Source organism: Cloacibacterium sp. DMC96, assembly GCF_056313765.1.
In genome coordinates this window covers 1,794,047-1,817,165 of the sequence record NZ_JBQUZQ010000001.1, presented here as the reverse complement: position 1 = coordinate 1,817,165, position 23,119 = coordinate 1,794,047, and the positions used below count along the sequence as shown (strand labels likewise).

Annotated in this window: 24 protein-coding genes and 1 pseudogene; 18 read left to right on the top strand and 7 right to left on the bottom strand. The window is 33.8% G+C overall.

Going from position 1 to position 23,119, the window contains the following annotated elements:
• Window positions 1-40: 40 nt before the first annotated feature.
• Window positions 41-919: a NifU family protein gene (locus ACT53I_RS08195; protein ID WP_476079278.1), complete on the bottom strand. Its 879-nt coding sequence runs from the start codon at window positions 917-919 to the stop codon at window positions 41-43.
• A 133-nt stretch (window positions 920-1,052) separates the two neighbouring features.
• Between ACT53I_RS08195 and ACT53I_RS08190 the strand changes: the two genes are divergently transcribed.
• Window positions 1,053-1,574, top strand: a complete 522-nt coding sequence (locus ACT53I_RS08190; RefSeq protein WP_213189773.1) for a gamma carbonic anhydrase family protein — start codon at window positions 1,053-1,055, stop codon at window positions 1,572-1,574.
• A 92-nt stretch (window positions 1,575-1,666) separates the two neighbouring features.
• A complete protein-coding gene (locus ACT53I_RS08185) occupies window positions 1,667-2,224 on the top strand; it encodes a GNAT family N-acetyltransferase (RefSeq protein ID WP_476079277.1) in 558 nt (185 codons plus the stop codon).
• 35 nt (window positions 2,225-2,259) lie between these two features.
• On the opposite strand, the gene ACT53I_RS08180 is transcribed toward ACT53I_RS08185, so the two are convergent.
• Together ACT53I_RS08180 and ACT53I_RS08175 are read right to left on the bottom strand one after the other, a co-directional pair.
• Entirely contained in the window at window positions 2,260-3,594 is a 1,335-nt protein-coding gene (locus ACT53I_RS08180) for a cbb3-type cytochrome c oxidase subunit I (RefSeq protein WP_461375251.1), read from the bottom strand.
• Window positions 3,578-3,964: a c-type cytochrome gene (locus tag ACT53I_RS08175; protein ID WP_476079276.1), complete on the bottom strand. Its 387-nt coding sequence runs from the start codon at window positions 3,962-3,964 to the stop codon at window positions 3,578-3,580. Before ACT53I_RS08175 ends, ACT53I_RS08180 begins: the two co-directional genes overlap by 17 nt.
• A 305-nt stretch (window positions 3,965-4,269) precedes the next feature.
• Here ACT53I_RS08175 and ACT53I_RS08170 point away from each other — a divergent pair, with 305 nt between their 5' ends.
• Window positions 4,270-6,402 carry a helix-turn-helix domain-containing protein gene (locus ACT53I_RS08170; protein ID WP_476079275.1) on the top strand — a complete coding sequence of 711 codons (2,133 nt, stop codon included), beginning with the start codon at window positions 4,270-4,272 and terminating at the stop codon, window positions 6,400-6,402.
• Here ACT53I_RS08170 and ACT53I_RS08165 read toward each other — a convergent pair.
• The 3 genes from ACT53I_RS08165 to ACT53I_RS08155 all read right to left on the bottom strand — a co-directional run bounded on the left by ACT53I_RS08165 (window position 6,399) and on the right by ACT53I_RS08155 (window position 9,573).
• Window positions 6,399-8,285 (bottom strand): ABC-F family ATP-binding cassette domain-containing protein, encoded by a 1,887-nt coding sequence (locus tag ACT53I_RS08165; RefSeq protein WP_476079274.1) that lies wholly within the window; start codon window positions 8,283-8,285, stop codon window positions 6,399-6,401. The genes ACT53I_RS08170 and ACT53I_RS08165 overlap by 4 nt on opposite strands.
• Before the next feature lie 80 nt (window positions 8,286-8,365).
• Window positions 8,366-8,698, bottom strand: a complete 333-nt coding sequence (locus ACT53I_RS08160) for a HopJ type III effector protein (protein WP_476079273.1) — start codon at window positions 8,696-8,698, stop codon at window positions 8,366-8,368.
• Between the two features lie 11 nt (window positions 8,699-8,709).
• Window positions 8,710-9,573: a GH25 family lysozyme gene (locus ACT53I_RS08155; RefSeq protein ID WP_476079272.1), complete on the bottom strand. Its 864-nt coding sequence runs from the start codon at window positions 9,571-9,573 to the stop codon at window positions 8,710-8,712.
• 57 nt (window positions 9,574-9,630) lie between these two features.
• On the opposite strand from ACT53I_RS08155, the gene ACT53I_RS08150 reads away from it, so the two are divergent.
• Genes ACT53I_RS08150 through deoC form a run of 5 tightly spaced genes read left to right on the top strand, consistent with a single transcriptional unit; the run spans window position 9,631 to window position 13,809 of the window.
• Complete coding sequence (locus ACT53I_RS08150) at window positions 9,631-10,896, top strand: NAD(P)/FAD-dependent oxidoreductase (RefSeq protein ID WP_476079271.1); 1,266 nt, start codon at window positions 9,631-9,633, stop codon at window positions 10,894-10,896.
• On the top strand, window positions 10,893-11,573 hold the full coding sequence (gene trmD / locus ACT53I_RS08145) for a tRNA (guanosine(37)-N1)-methyltransferase TrmD (protein WP_424307336.1): 681 nt from the start codon (window positions 10,893-10,895) through the stop codon (window positions 11,571-11,573). Before ACT53I_RS08150 ends, trmD begins: the two co-directional genes overlap by 4 nt.
• A gap of 53 nt (window positions 11,574-11,626) precedes the next feature.
• The gene (locus ACT53I_RS08140; protein WP_104794347.1) at window positions 11,627-12,583 is read left to right on the top strand and encodes an endonuclease/exonuclease/phosphatase family protein; all 957 of its coding nucleotides are present in this window, start codon (window positions 11,627-11,629) and stop codon (window positions 12,581-12,583) included.
• 7 nt (window positions 12,584-12,590) lie between these two features.
• On the top strand, window positions 12,591-13,061 hold the full coding sequence (locus ACT53I_RS08135) for an Lrp/AsnC family transcriptional regulator (RefSeq protein WP_069799474.1): 471 nt from the start codon (window positions 12,591-12,593) through the stop codon (window positions 13,059-13,061).
• Between the two features lie 4 nt (window positions 13,062-13,065).
• Complete coding sequence (gene deoC, locus ACT53I_RS08130; RefSeq protein WP_476079270.1) at window positions 13,066-13,809, top strand: deoxyribose-phosphate aldolase; 744 nt, start codon at window positions 13,066-13,068, stop codon at window positions 13,807-13,809.
• 69 nt (window positions 13,810-13,878) lie between these two features.
• On the opposite strand, the gene ACT53I_RS08125 is transcribed toward deoC, so the two are convergent.
• Entirely contained in the window at window positions 13,879-14,238 is a 360-nt protein-coding gene (locus ACT53I_RS08125; RefSeq protein ID WP_104794345.1) for a T9SS type A sorting domain-containing protein, read from the bottom strand.
• Window positions 14,239-14,353: 115 nt separating this feature from the next.
• Between ACT53I_RS08125 and hemB the strand changes: the two genes are divergently transcribed.
• The 10 genes and pseudogenes from hemB (at window position 14,354) to ACT53I_RS08075 (ending at window position 23,107) form a co-directional block, all read left to right on the top strand.
• Window positions 14,354-15,346 (top strand): porphobilinogen synthase, encoded by a 993-nt coding sequence (gene hemB, locus ACT53I_RS08120; RefSeq protein WP_476079269.1) that lies wholly within the window; start codon window positions 14,354-14,356, stop codon window positions 15,344-15,346.
• 302 nt (window positions 15,347-15,648) lie between these two features.
• Entirely contained in the window at window positions 15,649-16,377 is a 729-nt protein-coding gene (gene lptB / locus ACT53I_RS08115) for an LPS export ABC transporter ATP-binding protein (RefSeq protein ID WP_213196680.1), read from the top strand.
• Between the two features lie 36 nt (window positions 16,378-16,413).
• Window positions 16,414-16,983 (top strand): cob(I)yrinic acid a,c-diamide adenosyltransferase, encoded by a 570-nt coding sequence (locus tag ACT53I_RS08110; protein ID WP_476079268.1) that lies wholly within the window; start codon window positions 16,414-16,416, stop codon window positions 16,981-16,983.
• A 70-nt stretch (window positions 16,984-17,053) separates the two neighbouring features.
• The gene (locus ACT53I_RS08105; RefSeq protein ID WP_476079267.1) at window positions 17,054-17,668 is read left to right on the top strand and encodes a thiamine diphosphokinase; all 615 of its coding nucleotides are present in this window, start codon (window positions 17,054-17,056) and stop codon (window positions 17,666-17,668) included.
• A 70-nt stretch (window positions 17,669-17,738) separates the two neighbouring features.
• Entirely contained in the window at window positions 17,739-19,133 is a 1,395-nt protein-coding gene (locus ACT53I_RS08100) for a type III PLP-dependent enzyme domain-containing protein (protein ID WP_371461917.1), read from the top strand.
• Window positions 19,134-19,147: 14 nt separating this feature from the next.
• A pseudogene (locus ACT53I_RS08095) lies at window positions 19,148-19,255 on the top strand (agmatinase); the annotation flags it as partial.
• A gap of 171 nt (window positions 19,256-19,426) precedes the next feature.
• Window positions 19,427-19,912 (top strand): BON domain-containing protein, encoded by a 486-nt coding sequence (locus ACT53I_RS08090; RefSeq protein WP_476079266.1) that lies wholly within the window; start codon window positions 19,427-19,429, stop codon window positions 19,910-19,912.
• A 5-nt stretch (window positions 19,913-19,917) separates the two neighbouring features.
• The gene (locus ACT53I_RS08085) at window positions 19,918-20,334 is read left to right on the top strand and encodes an SH3 domain-containing protein (protein ID WP_476079265.1); all 417 of its coding nucleotides are present in this window, start codon (window positions 19,918-19,920) and stop codon (window positions 20,332-20,334) included.
• A gap of 266 nt (window positions 20,335-20,600) precedes the next feature.
• Entirely contained in the window at window positions 20,601-21,851 is a 1,251-nt protein-coding gene (locus ACT53I_RS08080) for a dicarboxylate/amino acid:cation symporter (RefSeq protein WP_476079264.1), read from the top strand.
• A gap of 152 nt (window positions 21,852-22,003) precedes the next feature.
• Complete coding sequence (locus ACT53I_RS08075; protein WP_476079263.1) at window positions 22,004-23,107, top strand: Mrp/NBP35 family ATP-binding protein; 1,104 nt, start codon at window positions 22,004-22,006, stop codon at window positions 23,105-23,107.
• Window positions 23,108-23,119 lie beyond the last annotated feature (12 nt).

Here is a 23,119-nt window from a genome sequence, read left to right as displayed (position 1 = left end):
TGTAAATACTATCAACTGACAACTATCCACTAAAAACTAATTATCCGTTTACAGCTTCTACTTTTTCTACTAAATCTGGCAAGAAATTTTTAAGCACTTGTTCTATTCCTCCTTTTAACGTAGCAGTAGAACTTGGGCAACCGCTGCAAGCACCTTGTAAAAGCATTTTTGCGGTTTTGTTTTCTGTATCATATTCTAAAAGTGAGATTTTCCCACCATCGTTTTCTACAGCTGGTGAAACGTATTCAGTTAAAATATCAGAAATTTTTTGCTCAACATCTGTATACTCTCTATTGATAATTTTTTCTACAGGACTTTCGTGTTTCTGAGGTTCTTTATTGGTGATTTTGTGGCCATTTTGTAAAAACTCGGCAATTACATTTCTCACTACAGTCATCACTTCATGCCATTGTACAGAATCATCTTTGGTTACTGCCACAAAATTTTCTGAAACAAAAACTTCTTTTACAAATTTAAATTCATCATAAAGCACTTTTGCTAAAGGAACTTCGTCTGCTTCTTCTTTAGATTTTACTTCAACGAAACCGTCTAATAATAATCTGTTTCCACCGAATTTCATTACGGCAGGATTCGGAGTCATTTCTGCAAAAATTTCATATCTCTGTTGAGGTTTTTGTCTATAAATTCTAGGATTTGCTAGAAGCTCGTCTTCGATGACGTTTTTAAGACTTTCTGCGATGTGCTCCCATTCTACGTGGTCTTCTTTAGCAACTGCTACAAAATTAGCAGAGATAAAAACCTTAGAAACAAAAGGATAATTGAAAAGTTCTTGAGCTAATGGAATTTCAGAAATATCAGAAGTTCTATCAAGTTCTAATGAACCTGGAATCAGGGTATAATCAGCTACAAACTTCATTACATTTGGGTTTGCAGTAGGTTCTATAATAATTGTATGCATTTTTTACTTAAATTTGAGAGTACAAAAATAGGGATTAGGTTTTAGGTTTTAAGAATCAGATGTTAGATTTTCTCTATTTTTAGAATTTTTTAAAAACACTTTCAATTTTCGACTTTTAATTTTCAATTAAAATATGGCTTTAGTAAGAGAACTTTTAGGAAAAACTCCCAAAATCGGGGAAAATACTTTTTTAGCAGAAACAGCAGTCATTATTGGCGATGTAGAAATGGGAAAAGATTGTAGTATTTGGTATAATGCGGTTATCAGAGGAGATGTACACTATATAAAATTAGGAAACAAAGTAAATGTGCAAGATAATGTGATGCTGCATTGTACGTATGAAAAATTTCCTTTAGTGATTGGCAATAATGTTTCTATTGGGCATAATGCTTGTGTACACGGTTGCACGATTCATGATAATGTATTGATTGGGATGAGTTCTGTAGTAATGGACAATTGTGTGATAGAAAGCAATTCTATTGTGGCGGCTGGTTCGGTAGTTACACAAGGAACTCACATTAGAGCAGGTGAATTATGGGGAGGAGTTCCCGCCAAAAAAATTAAAGACGTTTCGCAAGAACTGATTTCTGGTGAAATAGATAGAATCGCAAATAATTACGTGAAATATTCTTCTTGGTATAAAGAGGAGAAATAGAGTGGTAGAGTTGGAGAATGGTAGAAAAATAGAGAATCTTCATCATGCTACAATTTGTTAAAATATTAAAAATATCGGAACTCGGAACTAAAATGCAAAATTTCCCAACGTTTTCCACTGCCAGATTAGTACTTTCTTTGCCTACGATTTCAGATTTGGAGGATATTATTTTTCATGCCAATTCTACTTCTGAAATTTCAGAAAATACGATTACTTTTCCTTATCCTTATGAAGAAAAGCATGCTCATTTTTGGCTAAAAATGGCTGAAGACGGTTTTGCGAAAAAAGATGCTTACATTTTTGCTATTCGTGAAAAAGAAAATTTAAAATTAATTGGTGCGATTGGCCTTCATCTAGATTTTGCAAATCGAAAAGCAGAAATTGGATATTGGCTCGGGAAATCTTTTTGGAACAAAGGCTATGTTTCTGAAGCATTGCAAAAAATTGTGGAATTTGGCTTCGAAGAATTACATCTTAATAAAATTTATGCTTCTCATTTTCCGCACAATCCTGCTTCGGGAAAAGTTTTGCAGAAAAACGGTTTCGAATTTGAGGGGATTTTGAAGCAAGAAGTTCTTAAAAATGGTCAATTTTTAGATTTACACCGATATTCTATTTTTCAAGAAAAATATTTAAATTCAGAACAATAAATCAAAAGCCTGACTCGTGGAGAATCAGGCTTTTTTTACTGTATTTTCTTTGTCACAGAGTGCCAACTAAATTTGAACAAAGGATAGAGTAGCGCTATCAGTGCCAAAAGAAGTACAGCGCCGGAACTGGTGAAAATTTTGAAATAAATGCTCAAGGCGTTAATCATGTCATAAAAACTCTTGTTTTGCAATTTTTCAGAAATTTTTTGTAGTCCCATTCCGACTAAACAAACCCAAAATATAACCAATGATAAATTGAAGACTAAAAGACTCCAATTGTATCTTTTCCAATTTAAAAAATGCGGCGCCACATCATCTACAATTAAAGTGATTGAAGCTAATAACAGTAAAGTATTGATGCCAATTGTAGAACCCATTGCATGCGCCACTGTAATATGTGTTCCGTGCGTATAGAAATTTATAGCAGGGATAGATATAGAAATAGAAAGAACTAAGTTGAGCAAAATCCAGATTTCTGCATAAGTAAGAATCTTAAACGAAAGTTTGTGATTTTGGTGGTTCGCTTTTAGATAAGTTTTTCTAAAAGAGTAAATAATGTTAGCCAAAATAAGCAATTCTGTCATACTAATGCTGTAAGCAATCAGTTTCACCGTTGGCGAAGCAGGAACAATGTAAGTGTGATGTCCCCAGTTGAACATAAGATTCGTTAAGCCAAGAAAATAAAAGAAAAATGCAATTTTAGATTGATTGATTTTTTGGTCTCCAGAGATTTTTTCCATTGCAAACATAGCAGTTCCATACACCAGCATGTTCCAAGAACCTACCATAGAACCCATCGCTTTCCATTGAATGGTTACATCTCGAATGATATTGTTATTAAAAAATGATAATTGCCAAAGTTGAGCTTCTATTGTAGTAATCAAAAAGAAAATTAAACCTGTGCTCCAACTCCAAATGTAAACAGGAACGGTCTTGTAATTGGGTTTTACCGTCATGAAGAAATTATACATGAAAATCAACCAAGAACTCACAATCAAAATCACGATATATGGCGGGAATTCTAAATATTCTCTTCCTCCGAATTTTCCTAGTACAAAGAAAACCGTTACCAAAACTAGTATTAAAATTTGTAAAGCGATTTGTAATTTCGCCAGTTTTTCAGAATAAATTTTTCTACCCGAAACTTCTGGTAAATAATAATAAATAATTCCTGTAGCTGCTGTGAAAATCCAGTTAATAGAAAGATAAGTATGAAGCGGTCTCATTTTTTGGAAAGACAAAGTATCTTTCAATAAATTAGGATAAAGATGTTGCAATCCTCCTAAAACTCCAAAAACAAGCCCTAAAAAAAGCGAAAAAATGGCAATGATAATGAACCAACTTCCGATGATGTTATTTTTCAGTTTCATTTGGTGTAGTGTTTTTATAAGAAAAAGCGTTTTCGTCTACATATTTTAAATAATCTACCAATGCTTCTGTTTGTTCTTTACTAAAATTAAAATTAGGCATTCTGGTTCCGCCACCATTTTCTATAAAAGCTTTTACGTAGGCTTCTCCACGAGTTTTATCTGAAATAGCAGTAGTAAGTTCTGGACCTAAATAACCTCCTAAACCAAAAATCTGATGGCAAGATTGACAATTGTACTCTTGATATATTTTTTTACCCAATTGTTGTCGGATGGTCATTACGGTTCCGTAGTCTGTTGCGCCTGTATAAATCCAAGAAGAATATGTGGCAAACGCAAAAAAGAGCGTCAAAAAAATCCATATCTTTTTCATATGTAGATATTTATTGTTTTTTTAGAGGTCATATGCAATCGCTTAATCATGATTAGCATTGGTGTTTTCTAATCATGGCGATTTCATAAGATTTTTCTTAAAAATTCTGGTGCAAAGTTAATTTCTTGGTCAATAACTTTTTTATGATTTATATCATCTATTAACTTGATAGTTTTTGTATATCGTTAAATCTTTCTCCATTTTTTACATCAATAATTTTAAAAAAAATTAGATTTAAAATCTTCAGAATGCTAAACTCTCAAATCATCACATCTTGATTTTTTTTCACTATTTTTGAACCTAGAATGAATAACCAACTTTTTGACCTTGTAGAAAACACTTCACGAAACATTTTCCTCACAGGAAAAGCAGGAACCGGTAAAACCACTTTTCTGAATAATTTCGTTAAAAAAACTCGTAAAAAACACATTGTAGTAGCGCCAACTGGAATTGCTGCTATCAATGCTGGAGGCGTTACTATTCATTCTATGTTCGGGTTTCCGCTCAGAACTTTTATCCCAACTTTAGAGCGAATTAATGAAAATCTGGCAATGAATATTCCAGATCTAATGCAGCATTTTAAGTACAGAAAAGATAAACTAAAATTGCTCAGAGAAGTAGAAGTCATCATTGTAGATGAGGTTTCTATGCTAAGAGCTGATGTGTTGGATATGATGGATTTTTCGCTACGCCATATTCGAAGAAATCAAGAAAAATTCGGAGGTGTTCAGATGCTTTTCATAGGTGATTTGTACCAACTTCCGCCTGTTGTAAGAGACGAAAATGAATATATCATGAAGCAATTTTATGCTTCTCCATTTTTTTTCGATGCTTTTGTTTTAAAAAACACCAATCTTCTCACGGTAGAACTGACCGAAGTTTTCAGACAAAAAGATGAAGATTTTCTAGAAATTTTAAATGAAATCAGAGACGGAAATCTTTCTCGAGAACATTACGAAAAACTTCACGAAAGATACATTCCAGATTTTGAACCAAAAGAGGAAGCCTATGTTTATCTTACTTCTCACAATAGAATTGCAGATGATATTAACACGAAAAAGCTCAGTGAATTAGGAGGTAAAACGTATCAATTTAAAGCTAAAATTGTTGGTGATTTTAAAGAATCTCAATTTCCGAATGAAGAAGTTTTAGAGCTGAAAGTAGGTGCGCAAGTCATGTTCATTAGAAATGATGCTTCTCAAGAAAAAAAATATTTCAACGGAAAATTAGCAGAAGTGGTAGACTTGTCTGCTGATGAAATTTGGGTAAGAATAGATGGAGATGACGAAGATTATAAACTGAAAAAAGAAAACTGGGAACAGAAAAAATACTCTCTCGATGCAGAAAAAAACATCGAAGAAGAAGTGTTAGGAAGTTTCGAGCAGTATCCCATTCGTTTAGCTTGGGCGGTAACGATTCATAAATCTCAAGGACTTACTTTTGACCGATTAATTGTAGATGCTGGGAAATCTTTCGCTTCTGGTCAGGTTTACGTGGCACTTTCGCGTTGTAGAACTTTAGAAGGAATTGTTTTGAAATCTAAAATTTCTAGCGATGTGATTTTCAGTGACAGAAGAGTGGCAGAATTTCAAGATGCTACTCATGCAAATGATCGATTAGAAGAAATTTTGCATGCCGAAAAATACGATTACAGCATCAGAAAAGTGCTTCGTTATTTAGATATTTCTTGGGCTAAAGAATCTTTGGAAACTTGGAATAAGGCTTCTAAAGAAAGCAAATTTGTTGACAAAGAAAAAACTCAAAATTTATATTTTCTCATCAAAAAATCGGTGGAAAATCTCACAGATATTTATCTGAAATTTGAAAAATTTATTTGGCCAAAAACTAGAAAGTTTATCCAGTCGCAAGAAAATTGGGAAGAAATAGAAACCAAATCATCTGGAGCGGTAAATTTCTTTTTTACCAAGGTAAATGAAGAGATTTTTAAACCATTTAGAGAATTTTATGCCGAAACAAAAGGCGTAAAAGGAATGAAACAATACAATGAAGACACGCGAGTTTTTCTGGATGATTTAGAAGATTATTTAAACGATTTAAAGCAGGTTCAATTGTTAGAAAAACCTCTTTTTGACGAAAAAAATGATGAAAAAATTTCGGTGAAAATTGCCAAAGTTCCTTCTCATGTTTTATCTTATCAATTATTTGAACAAGGAAAAACGCTTAACGAAATCGCTTTGTCAAAGGGAGTTCTAGTATCTACTATTTTTTCACACATGGCAAAAATTGCAGAACAGGGAGTTCTGGATTTTGAAGATATGAAAAGAATTTATCCTATCGAAAAAATAGAAACATTCAAGAAAATTTTTGATGAAAATCCTCAAGAAGAATTGAAAGATTGGTTAAAAGTCTTGCCAAAAGATTTTGAATTTCACGAAATCAGATTGCTTTGGAATTTCTTTTTGAAGAAGAAAAATTAATTTAAAATTTCCTGTAATTCTAGCCAACGCATCTCGTATTCTTCTAGTTTTTCGGAAACTTTTTCCAACTCAGCAGAAAGTGTTGCGATTTTCTCATAATCAGCTTCATTATTGAGTTTTTCTAGAATTTCAGCACGTTTTTTTTCTAATTCGGGCATTTCTTTTTCTATAGTTTCGAGTTCGCGCTGTTCTTTGAAAGAGAGTTTCTTTTTTGGTTGCTGGTTGTTGGTTGTTGGTTGTTGGTTTGTCACACTGAGCGGAGTCGAAGTGTCAGGCTTTGGACTTCCGATTTCAGTCTTTTTCCATTCTCTATATTCCGAAAAATTCCCTACAAAATCTTTGATTTTTCCATCACCTTCAAACGCCAAAACATGGTCTACAATTCTATCCATAAAATAACGGTCGTGAGAAACGATAATGAGACAACCTGCGAAATTCTGTAAAAAGTTTTCCAAAACTGTCAATGTTGGCAAGTCTAAATCATTGGTAGGTTCATCAAAAATCAAGAAGTTAGGATTTTGATACAACACATACATTAAGTGTAATCTGCGTTTTTCTCCGCCAGAAAGTTTAGAAATTGGTGAATATTGCGTTTGGTCGTCAAATAAGAAAATTCTTAAAAACTGCGATGCAGAAATGGTTCTTCCGTTTGCTAAAGGGAAATTTTCAGAAATATTTTTGATGAAGTCTATGACTCTTTCTTCCTCATTATATTGCAAACCTTTTTGAGAAAAATAACCAAACTTGATAGTTTCTCCCGTTTCTATATCGCCAGAATCTTTGGGCTCTAAACCTTGAATAATATTGAGAAGTGTAGATTTTCCTGCTCCATTTTTTCCTACAATTCCTACTTTTTCACCTCGCTGAAATGAATATGAAAAATCTTTGAGCAAAACCAAATCGCCATAACTTTTATTGATATTTTTGAGTTCCAGAATCTTTTTCCCCAATCTTTTCATCTCAAAATCCAATTCCAAAGATTGCTTTTTGGTATTGGTTTTCGCAACCTTTTCGGTGTCGTAGAATGCATCAATTCTAGACTTTGATTTGGTAGTTCTCGCTTTTGGTTGACGGCGCATCCATTCTAATTCTTTTCGGTAAAGATTATTGGCTTTGTCAATTGTAGCGTTCAGATTATCTTCACGAATCATTTTGTTTTCCAGATAAGTCGCATAACTTCCGTTATGAACATACAGATTTTGGTCCTCCATTTCCCAAACGGTGTCACAAACAGAATCTAGAAAATAACGGTCGTGTGTTACCAAAAGTAACGTAATCATGGCTTTAGAAAGATAATTTTCTAACCATTCTACCATTTCTACGTCTAGGTGATTGGTAGGTTCATCCATAATCAGCAAGACGTGTCTGTGTTCTGCTCTGGTTTCGGTAAGGAGTTTTGCAAGGGCAACTCTTTTGATTTGTCCTCCAGAAAGCGTTCCCATTTTCGCCTCTAAATTGGTGATTTTTAGCTGCGAAAGAATTTGTTTCATTTCGGTTTCCAAATCCCAAGCTTTGTGAATTTCCATTTCTGCCAAAGCTTTTTCTATGAATTTTTGGTCAGTAGAATGAAGCGACTGATGATAGTTTTTAAGCGCTTGAATAGGCTTAGAATCTAGTGTCATCATGAATTCTTCCACAGTAAGTTGTGAGTCAAACTCTATTTCTTGGTCGAACAAAACTACCTGAACATCTTTATTAATCACTACTTCGCCAGAATCTGCAATTTCTTTACCTAAAAGGATTTTCAAAAGCGTAGATTTTCCAGTGCCGTTTTTGGCGACAATCGCAATTTTGTCTCCTTCATTGATATGGAAAGAAATATTCTTAAAAAGCGTTTTAATGCCGTAAGATTTGGTTAGATTTTCTGCGGAAACGTAGTTCATTATAGGTTCAGGTTAATTCAAAGATTGAGATTGCGAAAGTACAAAAAATGAAATGGGAATAAATTTTATTGTGGAAAGATTTATTTTTTCTTCAAAGCTTCTCCTTCGAAAGAAATTCCATCCCAACCAAATTTCATAAAATTTCTAATATTTTGGTGGTCTGTTCCTTCTGGATTTTTCAAAACGTCTTCTCTGTAAAACTCGCTAAATAATAAAAGCGTCTCTTCTGGAGAAAGTTGGTTTATTTTGGCAAAACTGAAAACTTTGCAAGAGCCATTATTTTGATTGGCTTCGTTTACCGTATTTCCGTTAGTGAATTTAGTAGGTGTGAATTCGTAATGTTCATCTATATAAGCAATTACGTTGCTGAAAACCAATTCTTCTGGTGTATTTTTTAATTGTTCTAATATCATTTTATTTTTCTTTAATCAAGTTTTAATTCGCTGAAACTCCATGAGTTTCCGTTGTAAATATTAAGGTCAACTTTTACATTAATTCCTTTTACGATGCCTTTTTCCGTGAATTGCCACATTTTCCACGAGTCTTCTTCCGAAGGAACTAAAACATCATTGTAGTTGGCTAACCAAAGTGGATAATTGTCAAACTCGCCACGCAAATAATCTTTATAATAATGGTAATAGGTGTAAATAATGGGTTTTTCACCGTATTTTTCTTCTATGATTTTGCACCAAACCTTCAGGTCTTCTATCAATTTTTCCTTAGATTTTCTTCTGGGAATTCTTTCGATGTCTAAAACAGGTCGTAAATCTCCGCTTTCTAGATTTACACTTTCTAAGAAATTATTGGCTTGTAAAATCGGGTCTTCGTCTGCACGATAAAAATGATAAGCACCTCTTGTAAGATTATTTTCTTTGGCTAATTCCCAAAAATCATCAAAATGTTTATCTTTTTTTCGATTTCCCATAGAAGCTCTCATAATCACAAATTCCAATGGAATAGAACCATTAGCGATAGTGAGGCTGTCCCATTTTATGTCTCGTTTGTGCTGATAATGAGAAATATCGAAACCGAAAATTTTGTCATTATATTCCGTGACGATTTTATTGATTCTGGCGGTTTCTTCTTCCGAATTTTTTAAATTTTTATGTACAAATTTCTCAAAATACATGGCGTAATAAAACGCGACTTTGTCTCTGAGGTAAAGCCCAGTTCCGAGCAAGGTTAATCCTAAAATAGCCAACAAAATATATCTGCGAAAAAGATAATTTTTTCGTCTGGTTTTATGGATTTTTTTTCTTTTGGTAGCTTTTGGATTGGTTTTTGACATAAGTTTTGCAAAAGTAAAATTTTTAGAAAATAAATTCAGTAATTTTGCCAGAATCTTATGGAAATTAGAGATAAAATAATCGTCATCGGTGGTGGTTTTGCAGGATTGCAATTCGCTAAAAAACTTAATGGCAATCGTACCAAGAAATTGGTGATGATTGATAAGGCGAATCATCATATGTTTCAACCGTTATTTTATCAAGTAGCTTGTGGAAGAATTGAGCCTTCTAATATTTCGTTTCCTTTTAGAAAGATTTTTCAGCGTTCTAAAAATATTCAGTTTAGAATGACGGAAGTGAAACAGATTATTCCTTCAGAAAATAAAATTATTACAGAAGACCATGTTTTTCACTATGATAAATTGGTGATTGCAACTGGCTGTAAAACGAATTTCTTTGGAAATCAAAAAATGGAAAATCTGGCTTTTGGGATGAAAAATACTCAGGAAGCGATTTCTATAAGAAACCATGTTTTGCTTACTTTCGAAAAATTAATTATTGAAAAAAGCAGAAGTGATGATGGTAATTGGAATATCGTAATCGTAGGTTCTGGACCAACTGGTGTGGAATTGGCGGGTGCTTTTGCCGAAATGAAAAGAGAAATCTTGCCGAGAGATTATCCTAGAATGAATTTTGATGATTTAGAAATTATTCTGGTGAGTTCTACCGAAAAACCTTTGGCGGTAATGAGCGAAGAATCTCAAGAAAAATCAGAAAAATATTTGAAAGATTTGGGCGTGAGATTTATCTCAAATGATAGAGTTACGGATTATGATGGTGATAGAGTTTATCTAAGTTCTGGGAATATCATTCCGAGCAATAATGTGATTTGGGCAGCAGGTGTTACTGGGAATATTATTGAAGGATTAACCGAAAATTCCATTAAAAACAATAGGTACGTAGTAGACCGATATAATAAAATAGTTGGATTTGATGATATTTATGCGATAGGAGATATTGCGTATATGGAAACCCCGAAATATCCAAATGGTCATCCTCAAGTAGCGAATGTAGCGATTAATCAAGGAAAAAATTTGGCTAAAAATTTCTTGAAAAAATCAGAAAATGAGTGGCAACCTTACGAATATGATGACAAAGGAAGCATGGCAACCATTGGGAAACATAGAGCGGTAGTAGATTTGCCGAAATTTAAATTTCAAGGGATTTTTGCGTGGTATTTTTGGATGTTTCTTCATTTAATGTTGATTTTAAGTGTAAGAAATAAACTCGCCATTTTCTTCAATTGGATGTGGAGTTACATTAATAGAGATTCTTCGCTTCGCTTAATCATCATCCCGAATAAAAAAAATAAAACCGAACAATGAGAATAGATATTATAAGTGCAGTTCCTGATTTATTAGAAAGTCCTTTCAAAACTTCCATCCTGAAAAGAGCAATGGAGAAAGGTTTGGCAGAAGTTCATTTTCATAATGTTCGTGATTTTGCATTTAACAAACATCGTCAAATAGATGATACAGTTTATGGTGGTGGCGCTGGAATGGTGATGATGTGTGAACCATTAGATTTATGTATTTCTCAGTTAAAATCTGAGAGAGAATATGATGATATTATTTACTTAACTCCAGATGGAGAAACTTTTAACCAAAAAATAGCGAATTCTTACTCGCTGAAGAAAAATTTAATTCTGCTTTGTGGTCATTACAAAGGAATAGACCAAAGAATTAGAGATTTACACATTACCAGAGAAATTTCGATTGGTGATTTTGTGCTCACTGGTGGCGAATTGGCAGCTTGTGTAGTTGCTGATGCAATTATTCGTCTTTTGCCAGGCGTTTTAAATGATGAACAATCTGCTTTGACGGATAGTTTTCAAGATGATTTGCTTTCTCCGCCTATTTATACCAAACCAGAGGTTTACAAAGGAATGAGAGTTCCAGAAGTCCTTTTGAGCGGTAATTTTGGTAAAATTGAAGAATGGAGACATCAGAAAGCAATAGAAATTACCCAGCAGAAAAGACCAGATTTATTAAAAGATTTCTAATCATAATAAATTATTTTTACTAAATTTACAATCCGAAAAATTGAGGCAAGGCTATGGAGAATTTTTTGAAAAAAGAACTTGTCATGTTCTATAATGTAGAAAACTTGTTTTCTCCAGACCCTAAACCAACACATTTTTTAGATCCTACCATTTCTGGATTAAGGAATTGGGACGAAAGAAAGTATCAGAATAAACTTCGAAAAATTGCCAATGTTTTTAGGCTTATCGAAGAAAAAGAAGAGGTGCTTCCGATGATTGTAGGTTTATGTGAAGTGAATAATGAAGAGGTTTTACAAGACTTAATTCAACAAGAACCCCTTCAAAATTATGATTTTGTTCATTATAATTCTTTAGATGAAAGAGGCGTAGATACAGCGCTTCTGTATGATAAGAGAAAAATAGAATTAGTAGATTCTGAAGCCATTTCTTTTATTTTCGAGGGAGTGAATGAAGAGCAAGATGAGTATTATGATACAACCAGAGATGTTCTTTTTTGTAAATTGAAATACAATGATGAATTGCTCAATGTTTTTGTGGCGCATCTTCCTTCAAAAAGAGAAAAAGATGTAAACAAACCCAAAAGAGATTACATTCTTCATTCAATTAAAGAAAGAGTTCTCACATTATTAGAAAAAGAAGAACCCGTAATAATTTGTGGAGATTTTAACGATGACCCGATTGAAGAAAATCTAAATAATTTATTATATGACAATGGAGTTGATAAAATCTTAGTGAATCCATACATAGAATTGTACAATAATAAAATCTATTCTACGTTTCACTACAACCAGGGACTGTTGTTCGATCAGATTCTATTTTCTAATCATTTCTTTTTGCCTATTTCTTCATTAGCATTTAAAAGTGCTGTAGTCTTTAATTCAGAAAAATTAAGTAATTGGGACAAAAAGTTTAAAGGAAGACCTTTTAGAACTTTTGCAGGAACCAGATATCTTGGTGGGTATAGTGATCATTATCCCGTTTATACAATTTTAGAAACAAAAGACAATTAAATTAAAAATGAAAAGCGTTACAGAAGTAGGTTACAAGCTAGATGCAATAGATAAAAAAATAATCTATATGCTCATGGACAATGCCAAAACATCTTTGGCTCAAATTTCTAAAAACATTGGTATTTCTACCACTGCTGTACATCAGAGAATAAAAAAACTAGAAACCGCAGGCGTAATAGAAAATTCTGTATCTTTTCTCAATCCAAGAAAAATAGGTTACAAAGTAGTTTCTTACATCGGCGTTTACATGGATCAACCAAGTCATTTCCAAGAACTGATTAAATCTCTGAACGAAATTAATGAAATCGTAGAAGCTCATTATACTACAGGAAACTGGACGGTTTTCCTTAAAGTACTTTGTATTGATAATGATCATCTCATGCAAATTTTAAGCAAAATACAGAAGCTAAAAGGCGTCACAAGAACAGAAACTTTCATATCTTTGGAGCAAAGTATTAACAGACAATTAAAAGTGTAACATTATGAAAATCAACACTTATTTAGATTCTACTTATCTAAAAACTCCAGCTCAATCTGGTCTTACCGAAGAACAAACGCTAGAAACGGTAATTAATCTTGCCAAAGAAGCCATCGAAAATGACATTTTTGCAGTAATGATAAGACCTGATTATGTTAAAAAAATGAAGCAATTCCTTACAGAACAAAATTCTAATGTAGTAATCGGTACTGTAATCGGTTTCCACGAAGGAACTTATTCTAAAGAACATAAATTAGCTGAAGCTCAAAAAGCAATCGAAGACGGAGTAGATGAATTAGATTTCGTAATCAATTATGAAGCGTACAAAAATGGTGAAGTAGATGCTGTGAAATCAGAATTTTTAGATTGTACAAAACTTTGCTTAGATAACGGTAAAATCGCAAAATGGATTATAGAAATCGCAGCACTTACAGATGAGCAAATTGCAGATATTACCAAAAAAATCTCAACTTGGGCGGAAGAAAACTTCAAAGCTGAAGATTTACACAGAATATTTGTGAAATCATCTACAGGTTTCTATCAAACTGAAGGCGGAAAACCAAATGGAGCAACTGTAGAAGGAATTAAAATCATGCTAGAAAACGCAGGTTCACTTCCTGTAAAAGCTGCAGGTGGTGTTAGAACACCAGAAGAAGCAGAATATATGATTAACCTAGGTGTAAAGAGAATAGGAACATCTTCTGCAAAAGCATTAATTAAAAACGAAGAAGTTTCTGCAGGTTACTAATCTTTAGAAATTTCCAAAAATAAAAAACCATCGAATTTCGATGGTTTTTGTTTTTTTATGGTTAAAAAATTATTGCTGTTTTACCACTTGCGTTACCTTTTGGGTATTGTCTGACAAAGTGTATTTCATTAAATATTTGCCAGGTTTCAGTTTGTCTAATCTAATTTCGGCGGTGTTCATGTTTACCATGGTTTCTGAAACTTGAGTCCCGATAATAGAGTAAAAAGTTACAGATTTTACCTTTAGCATTGGGTTTTTAGCTTTTACAATGATAAAATCTCTTGTAGGATTAGGATAAGCGACTAAAACTCCATCATCAGATTTTTGAGAATCAGAAAGCGGTTCTCTTAATGTTTGTTGAGCTTTTGCTTCGCCCGAAAACATTAATAAACCTACCGAAAATAATATAAAATATAAAGTTCTTTTCATTTTACTTAATTCATTCTTATCTCAAAGAATATACAAATTTATTTAAACGAATTGATATACACAATAGTTATAAATAACTAAATTTGCAGAGTATAAAACAAACTTTGTTCCAAAAATGATAATTTTTTCAAGAAATAGAAGATTACGTACTAACGAAAGCATCAGAAGTCTTGTGAGAGAAACAGTACTCACTACCAATGATTTTGTAATGCCAATGTTCGTAATGGAAGGCGAAAACGCACAGGAAGCTATTCCATCAATGCCAGGAATTTTCCGCAGAACAGTAGATTTAACGGTGAAAGAATGTAAAGAACTTTTTTCACTGGGTGTAAAAGCGGTGAATATCTACATGAAAGTTCCAGAAAATTTAAAAGACAATCTCGGAACTGAAGCTTGGAATCCACATGGTTTGATGCAAAGAACCATCAGAGAAATTAAAAATGCTATTCCAGAAATGATTGTAATGCCAGATGTTGCGTTAGACCCTTATTCAATTTATGGTCACGACGGAATTATTACCAACGGACAGGTAGACAATGATGCGACTAATGATGCTTTGGCAAGAATGTCTGTTTCTCACGCAGAAGCAGGTGCAGATGTTGTAGCGCCAAGTGATATGATGGATGGTAGAGTTGCTGCAATTCGTCAAGCTTTAGAAGAAACAGGTCATACCAGCGTAGGAATTTTGAGCTACGCTGCAAAATATGCAAGTTCATTCTACGGACCTTTCAGAAGTGCATTAGATTCTGCTCCTAAAGATTTTCAGGAAATTCCAAAAGATAAAAAGACCTACCAAATGGATTTTCATAATTCTAGAGAAGCCTTAAATGAAGTGTACAAAGACATCGAAGAAGGTGCAGACATTATTATGATAAAACCGGGTCTTCCGTATTTAGATATTGTAGCAAAAGTTCGTCAGGAAATAGATTTGCCAATCGCAGTTTATAATGTAAGCGGAGAATACGCAATGCTGAAAGCGGCTGCTCAAAACGGTTGGTTAGATAATGATAAAGCCATTATAGAAAGCCTTACTTGTATTAAAAGAGCTGGTGCAGATATGATCTTCACCTATGCTGCCAAAGAAGCTGCCATTTTATTAAATAATTAGGGCGCCAAATTCCAGCTTTCGCTACTCGCTTTTTTTCTGCGGCGGCGAAGCCGCCGCAGAAAAAAGAGCTCAAACATACCGCTCAATCTGGGGCGCAAGTTCAGGAATTTTTAGAACCTATTTTTCTAAAAATAACTTACAGAAAAAATATAACCAACCCTTTCTGCGTTTTTTGTATGTGCATAAAACGCAGAAAGGGTTTCGTAATTTGAAAACTTCCATTTTTTTAACTTAAGATTTGCAATTTTAAGACTTCCGACTTCCAACTTCATACTTCTGACTTTTTTCATATCTTTGTCTCTATGATTTTACGTGGCGAAAATTTAATTAAAGAATACGGACCCAAAAAAGTAGTAAAAGGCGTTTCCGTAGAAGTAAAAAAAGGAGAAATTGTAGGTTTACTTGGACCAAATGGTGCGGGAAAAACCACTACTTTCTATATGATTGTGGGATTGGTAAAACCTACTTCTGGCAAAATTACGCTAGATGGGAAAGATATTACCAATGATGCCATGTATAAACGTGCGCAAAAAGGAATTGGTTATTTGGCTCAGGAAGCTTCTGTTTTTAGAAAGCTGTCAGTAGAAGATAATATTTTGGGAGTTTTACAACTCACCAATAAATCTAAAGAAGAACAAATCCGCAGAACCAATGAACTGATTGAAGAATTTTCTCTAGAGCATGTTCGTAAAAACCGTGGAGACTTGCTTTCAGGAGGTGAAAGACGTAGAACCGAAATCGCGCGTTGTCTTGCTACAGACCCAGATTTTATTCTTTTAGATGAACCTTTTGCAGGAGTAGACCCAATTGCGGTAGAAGATATTCAGAAAATCATCAGAAGTTTGGTGAAAAAAGACATCGGTGTTTTAATTACCGACCACAATGTTCAACAAACTTTGGCGATTACCAATAAAACCTACATCATGTTCGAAGGAAACATCTTGAAAGAAGGTTTACCAGAAGATTTAGCCAATGATCCACAAGTAAGACAAGCTTATTTGGGTGAGAATTTTAGATTTGAAAAATTCTAAACATCCATCATCTAACATCCAACATCCTGCTATTTTATGAAAATCTACACCAAAACTGGCGATAAAGGCGAAACCTCTTTGTACGGAGGAACCAGAGTTTCTAAAGCTGCTGCAAGAGTAGAGTCTTACGGAACTTTAGACGAACTTAATGCGTTCATTGGTTTGGCAAAAGCCGAAATTTCTGATGAAAAAGTTTTGAATCAACTGCAGAAAATTCAGTTTGATTTATTTACCGTAGGTTCAGAAGCAGCTACGCCAACAGATAAACTGATTTTAGCCAATGGTAAAAATCGTTTAGATTTAATGATTTCCGAAAAGGAAATATTAGAATTAGAATATTGGATGGATGATTTAGATGCATCTTTACAGCCTTTACAATTCTTTATTTTACCAAGCGGTGGCAAAGCTGCTGCATCTGTTCATGTTTGTAGAACGGTTTGCAGAAGAGCAGAACGCGCTATGGTTCATCTCAATGAAACCGAAGAAGTAAGACCAGAACTCATCAAATATCTCAATAGATTGTCTGATTATCTTTTTATTTTGGCAAGATATATCTCTAAAATTTCTGGAGAAAAAGAAGAATACTGGAATCCTTCAGAAAGATAATCCCGCAGATTAAGCAGATTTTTATTTTGCTTTTTATGATCTGCTTAATTTGCCAAATCAGCGAGAAAATATGAACGCACTCCTTTTCATCAACGGAAATCCACCAGAAAACCTTCCCGAAACAGAAGCTTATGATGTGATTGCTTGTAGCGATGGGGCTTTTCATTATTTAAAAGATAAAAATTTCCCTCTGGATAAACTAGATTTTATTTCAGGAGATTTTGATTCTCATGAAGGCAGCGACGAAAATATTTACCACGAAAAATTCATTCATACTCCAGATCAAGATTTTACAGATTTTCAAAAAGCTTTAGATATTCTCAAAAAAAATGGAGTAAAAAAAGTAGACGTTTACGGAGGAAGCGGTGGTGAACAAGACCACTTTTTAGGAAATCTTCACGTAGCTTTTCTCTTTAAAAATGAAATGGAAATCACTTTTTTTGACGAGTTTTCCAGATACTTTTTCATCCCCGAAAATTTTAAAATTCACGAGGTAAAAGGAAAGATGATTTCGCTTTTGCCATTTCCTTTTGTAGAAAAAATTTCGACTAAAGGTCTTAATTGGGAGCTCTTTAACGAAGAATTGAGTTTAACCAAAAGAGTAGGAACCCGAAATTTTGCCCGAGAAAACACCGTAGAAATCACGTATGAAAACGGCGATGTATTGATTTTTATCGGAAACTAAATTTGTGAATTTTTAACTAAAAAAATCCAATCTTTTTTCGCATTTTTGTAGTCTTAAATTTTTGCAATAAATGAAGATAAAATATGCTGAACTTATTGACCAAACACTTTACTTTCCGCAAGAGGAATTTAAGTATGAGGATCAACAGTTGTACTTTCATGATATTCCTTTGATGGACTTGGTAGAAAAATTCGGAACTCCTTTGAAGTTCAGTTATTTACCCAAGATTTCGCAAAACATTCAGCGTGCAAAAACGTGGTTTAAAGATGCCATCAAAAAGAATGGATATAAAAATTCTTACAGATACTGTTACTGTACCAAATCTTCGCACTTTTCTTTCGTATTAGAAGAAGCGCTAAAGAATGATATTTCTATCGAAACGTCTTCTGCTTTTGACATGAATATTGTTAAAAATCTATTCGAAACAGGGAAAATTGACAAGACGATAGAAGTGGTTTGTAATGGTTTCAAAACCGATGATTATTTGGCTAAAATTTCAGATTTAATCAATAATGGTTTTGAAAATGTGATTCCTGTTTTAGATAATTACAGAGAATTAGATAAACTGACCGAAAGTATAGATACTACCTTTGATATTGGGATTAGAATTGCTTCGGAAGAAGAACCGAAATTCGAATTTTATACCAGCAGATTAGGAATTGGGTACAAAGATATTATCCCTTATTACAGCCAAAAAATTGCAGAACACCCGAATGCAAGGCTGAAAATGCTTCACTTTTTCATCAATACCGGAATTAAAGATACTGCGTACTATTGGAATGAACTTTTCAAATGTTTGAGAGTATATGCAAGATTGAAAAAAATTGCTCCAGAAGTAGATTCACTAAATATTGGTGGTGGTTTCCCAATTAAAAATTCTCTTCAGTTTGATTATGATTATGAATACATGGCAAATGAAATCGTGTATCAAATCAAAAAATTCTGTGAAGAAGAAGGGGTAGAAGAACCAAACATTTACACTGAATTTGGTAGTTTTACCGTAGGTGAAAGTGCTGGGAATTTATACAAAATCATTTCTCAAAAACGCCAAAACGACAGAGAAAAATGGAATATGATAGACTCTTCTTTCATGACTACACTTCCAGATTCTTGGGCGATTTCTAAGCGTTTTATCATGTTTCCGCTGAATCGTTGGGAAGATTCTTACGAAAGAGTTTTCTTGGGCGGATTAACTTGTGATTCAGATGATTATTACAATTCTGAACAACATGCCAATGCGATTTATTTGCCAGTGTTCAGCGATACGAAACCATTATACATCGGTTTCTTTAACACAGGAGCTTATCAAGAGAGTATTGCTGGTTTTGGTGGAGTTCATCACTGTTTATTGCCTCAGCCGAAACATATTCTCATCCAAAAAGCTAAAAACGGAAAATTACAATACGAAGTTTTCAGCGAAGAGCAAAAACCAGAAGATGTATTGCATCTTTTAGGGTATAAATAATTGGTTAATAGAATTTTGATATTGTAGAGTTAATGGATTCTCCTTACGGGAAACCTACTGCGTTTTTAGCAGCTAAGTTGTACTATAAAATGTTAGCTTACTATCATTTAAACCAAAAATAAAAAAATTGATTTATTCAAAATAAATTTAAAAAGCATCAGAATTCTGGTGCTTTTTTGTTGGAATCTCATTTGAATTTTTAAAAATTTAATAAAACTTTATAAAAATTATATAAAGCAGACCTAGTTTTTATCTTTACATTTGGAAACAATAATCATTAAAATCCTCTCATTATGAAAAAAACGATTAAAATCACTGCTTTAGCTTTTGTGGTTTCTTTTGCAGCCATCTCATGTCAAAAATCTGTTTCAGATGCAGAACTGACTACACAATCTACTACAGCTATCTCTGCGTATCCTGAAACTTCCGTTGAGGTAAAAGATGGAGTGGCACATTTAAGCGGAACTTTTGCTTCTCAAGGAGATAAAGATGCTGCCATTGCTGAGATTAAAAATATTAAAGGAGTAAGAGATGTAATGGATATGGCAAGTGTAGAAGCTGCTGATCCTGTAATGGAGACGATTACTGCGATTGACCAAGAAACCCAACAAAAAGTAGCAGATGCTATTAAAGATTTTCCATCAGTAAAAATGGACGTGGTGAATGGCGAAATTACTTTAACTGGAGAAGTTACAGCAGAACAGGCAAGAAAAATTAAAATGTCTGTAGATGCCCTGAAAGTAGGAAAAGTAAATTATGATTATAACGTTAAAAAATAATTACCATGTCATTACAAGATAAATACTCAAAGGTAGTTTCGGCTGCGCAGTCGGCTGAAATTAATGGTTTAAAGGTAGTGGAGCAAGATGGCATTCTTTACATTTCTGGAAATACTTCTACAAGCGCTGCAAAAAATAAAGTTTGGGATGCTTATGGAGAGATAGATGCCTCTTATTCAGCTTCTGATATCAATATAGATATAGAAATTACAGGTTTAGCTAAAGGAACTCCATTAACTGTAGATACAGAAAATTCTAATTTGAACATCAGGCAAGAACCTTCTATAGAAGGAGTAATTTTAGGAAAAGCTGCAAAAGGTGAAGTAGTAACTCTAGTAGAACAATCTTCTAGTGATTGGTGGAAAATTAAAACCCAAGACGGAGAAGAAGGTTACGCTTATTCTAGATATTTAAAAGCATAATTCCAAGTCTCAAAAATATATTTACAGTCCCGAATTTTTTCGGGATTTTTTATTTTGGGCCCTCCCGAAAATTTTCCCAAAGCTTTTGCCAATCAAGAAATTTTCGGGACCGCGCTATTCGTTACAATCTTTTTCGGTGGTGGCAGCAAAGCTGCCGCCACTAAAAAGGATTTCCACTGCTATCGCTTGTCCAGAAATACCGCTTCAAAACAATTACCAATATTTCATTAAAAAAACTATATTTGTATTCTATAGAAAATCAATATATGAAAGGACAAAACAAACTTTTCTTTGCAATTATCATTGCTTTAGTTTTAGGGGTAATTATTGGTGGAGTAGTACACACTCAGTTTCCAGAAAATACAGAATCTTTTTCTAAAAATATAAAACTTCTCGGAACCATTTTCATCAGATTAGTACAGATGATTATCGCACCATTGGTTTTTACAACATTGGTTGTGGGAATCGCGAAAATGGGAGATACTGCAATGATTGGTAGAGTAGGAGGTAAAGCAATGCTGTGGTTTATTACCGCATCTTTGGTTTCGCTCATGTTAGGTTTGGTTTTGGTAAATTGGTTAGAACCTGGTCACGTTACCAAATTGCCAATTCAAGATGCCAATTCTGCTAAAGAAATTTTGGATAATTCCAAAGGATTTTCTCTGGAAGATTTTGTGAAACACGTAGTTCCAAAAAGCGTTTTCGAAGCTTTTGCTACCAATGAAGTTTTGCAAATTGTATTGTTTTCTATTATGTTTGGTATTGCCCTTTCTCATTTGGGAGATGAATATTCTAAACCTGTAATCAAATTTTTAGATGTTTGTGCGCATGCTATTCTAAAAATGGTAGGTTATATCATGTGGTTTGCTCCACTTGGTGTTTTAGGAGCTATTGCAGCAGTTGTGGCAACCAATGGTTTCGAAATTTTCAAAGTTTACGCGATTTATCTCAGAGATTTCTTCTTTGCACTTGGGGTTTTATGGTTGATTTTATGTATTGTAGGTTATCTCATTTTAGGAAATAGATTATTCGAATTATTAAGAAGAATCAAAGAACCTTTGCTTATTGCCTTTTCTACAACCAGTTCAGAAGCAGTTTTCCCGAAACTGGTAACAGAATTAGAGCGTTTTGGTTGTAATAATAGAATTGTATCATTCATTTTACCATTAGGATATTCTTTCAATTTAGATGGAAGCATGATGTATATGACTTTTGCCTCTATTTTCATTGCTCAGATTTATGGAATCGACATGACAGTTGGTCAACAAATCACCATGCTTTTGGTGTTAATGCTGACTTCAAAAGGAATTGCAGGAGTTCCAAGAGCGAGTTTGGTGATTATTGTAGCGACTTGTTCTATGTTTGGAATTCCGCCAGAAGGAATTGCCTTAATTTTACCGATTGACCATTTCTGCGATATGGGAAGAAGTATGACCAATGTTTTAGGAAATGCACTCGCTACTTCAGCCGTTTCTAAATGGGAAGGACAGCTCGATAATCACGGTGGTGAGTTATAAAAATTTAAAAAATATAAAATTAAAAACTTCGGAACTATCTGAAGTTTTTTTTATTGTAAATCAATTCTATCAATCATTGAGATACTTATTTTTATTCATTCCAAATTAATTATTTTTATGTAAATTTGTATCTCAAAAAAATTCAAAAAATTATGTTGACGAAAACCAGAGTTCAGGAGTTTCTGAAAGAAATAGAAGTTGATGATTTAGTACAAAACTTCCAAGTAATGGGTGATGATGTGTACATTGATATGATTGCACATTCTCCAGCAATGCACGAAAAGAAGAAGCTAGAAGCAGCCATGAAGCAGGCTTTTGCTACTGAATTTGGTGACCAAGTAGTGCTGAAACTTAAAATCACTTCACCTGAACCTTCGCAAGTTCAACAAAACCAAATCAAAGGAAAAGAAATTCCAGGAATTCAAAATATTATCGCCATTGCTTCTGGTAAAGGTGGCGTAGGAAAATCTACGGTAACTGCAAACTTAGCCGTGACTTTACAAAAAATGGGATTCTCTGTAGGTGTTCTAGATGCAGATATTTACGGACCATCTGTTCCTACCATGTTTGATACCGAAGCAGAAAAGCCAATTTCTGTAGAAGTTGAAGGTAAAAATATGATGAAACCTATCGAAAATTACGGCGTGAAAATGCTTTCCATTGGTTATTTCTCTGGAGCGAATCAAGCAGTAGTGTGGAGAGGACCTATGGCAAGTAAAGCATTGAACCAAATGCTTCGTGATGCAGCTTGGGGAAATCTAGATTTCTTATTGATTGACCTTCCTCCAGGAACAGGAGATATTCACCTTTCGATTATTCAAGAAGTTCCTGTAACGGGTGCTGTAATTGTTTCTACACCGCAACACATAGCTTTAGCAGACGTGAAAAAAGGAATCGCTATGTTTACGATGGAAAGTATTAATATTCCAGTTTTAGGTTTAATTGAAAATATGGCGTATTTTACACCTGAAGAATTGCCAGAAAATAAATATTACATCTTCGGAAAACAAGGCGCTCAGTTTATGGCGGAAGATTTAGGAATTCCAGTTTTAGGTGAAATTCCTTTAATTCAAAGCATTAGAGAAGCAGGAGATGTTGGTAGACCAGTAGCATTGCAAGAAGGTTCTAAAATTGCAGAAATTTATAAAGAAACTGCACAAAAAATGATAGAAAGCTTAGTGGAAAGAAATAAAAATCTACCACCAACTGAAGCGGTGAAAATTACAACAATGGCAGGTTGTTCACCTAAGAAATAATTGGGCAATTAC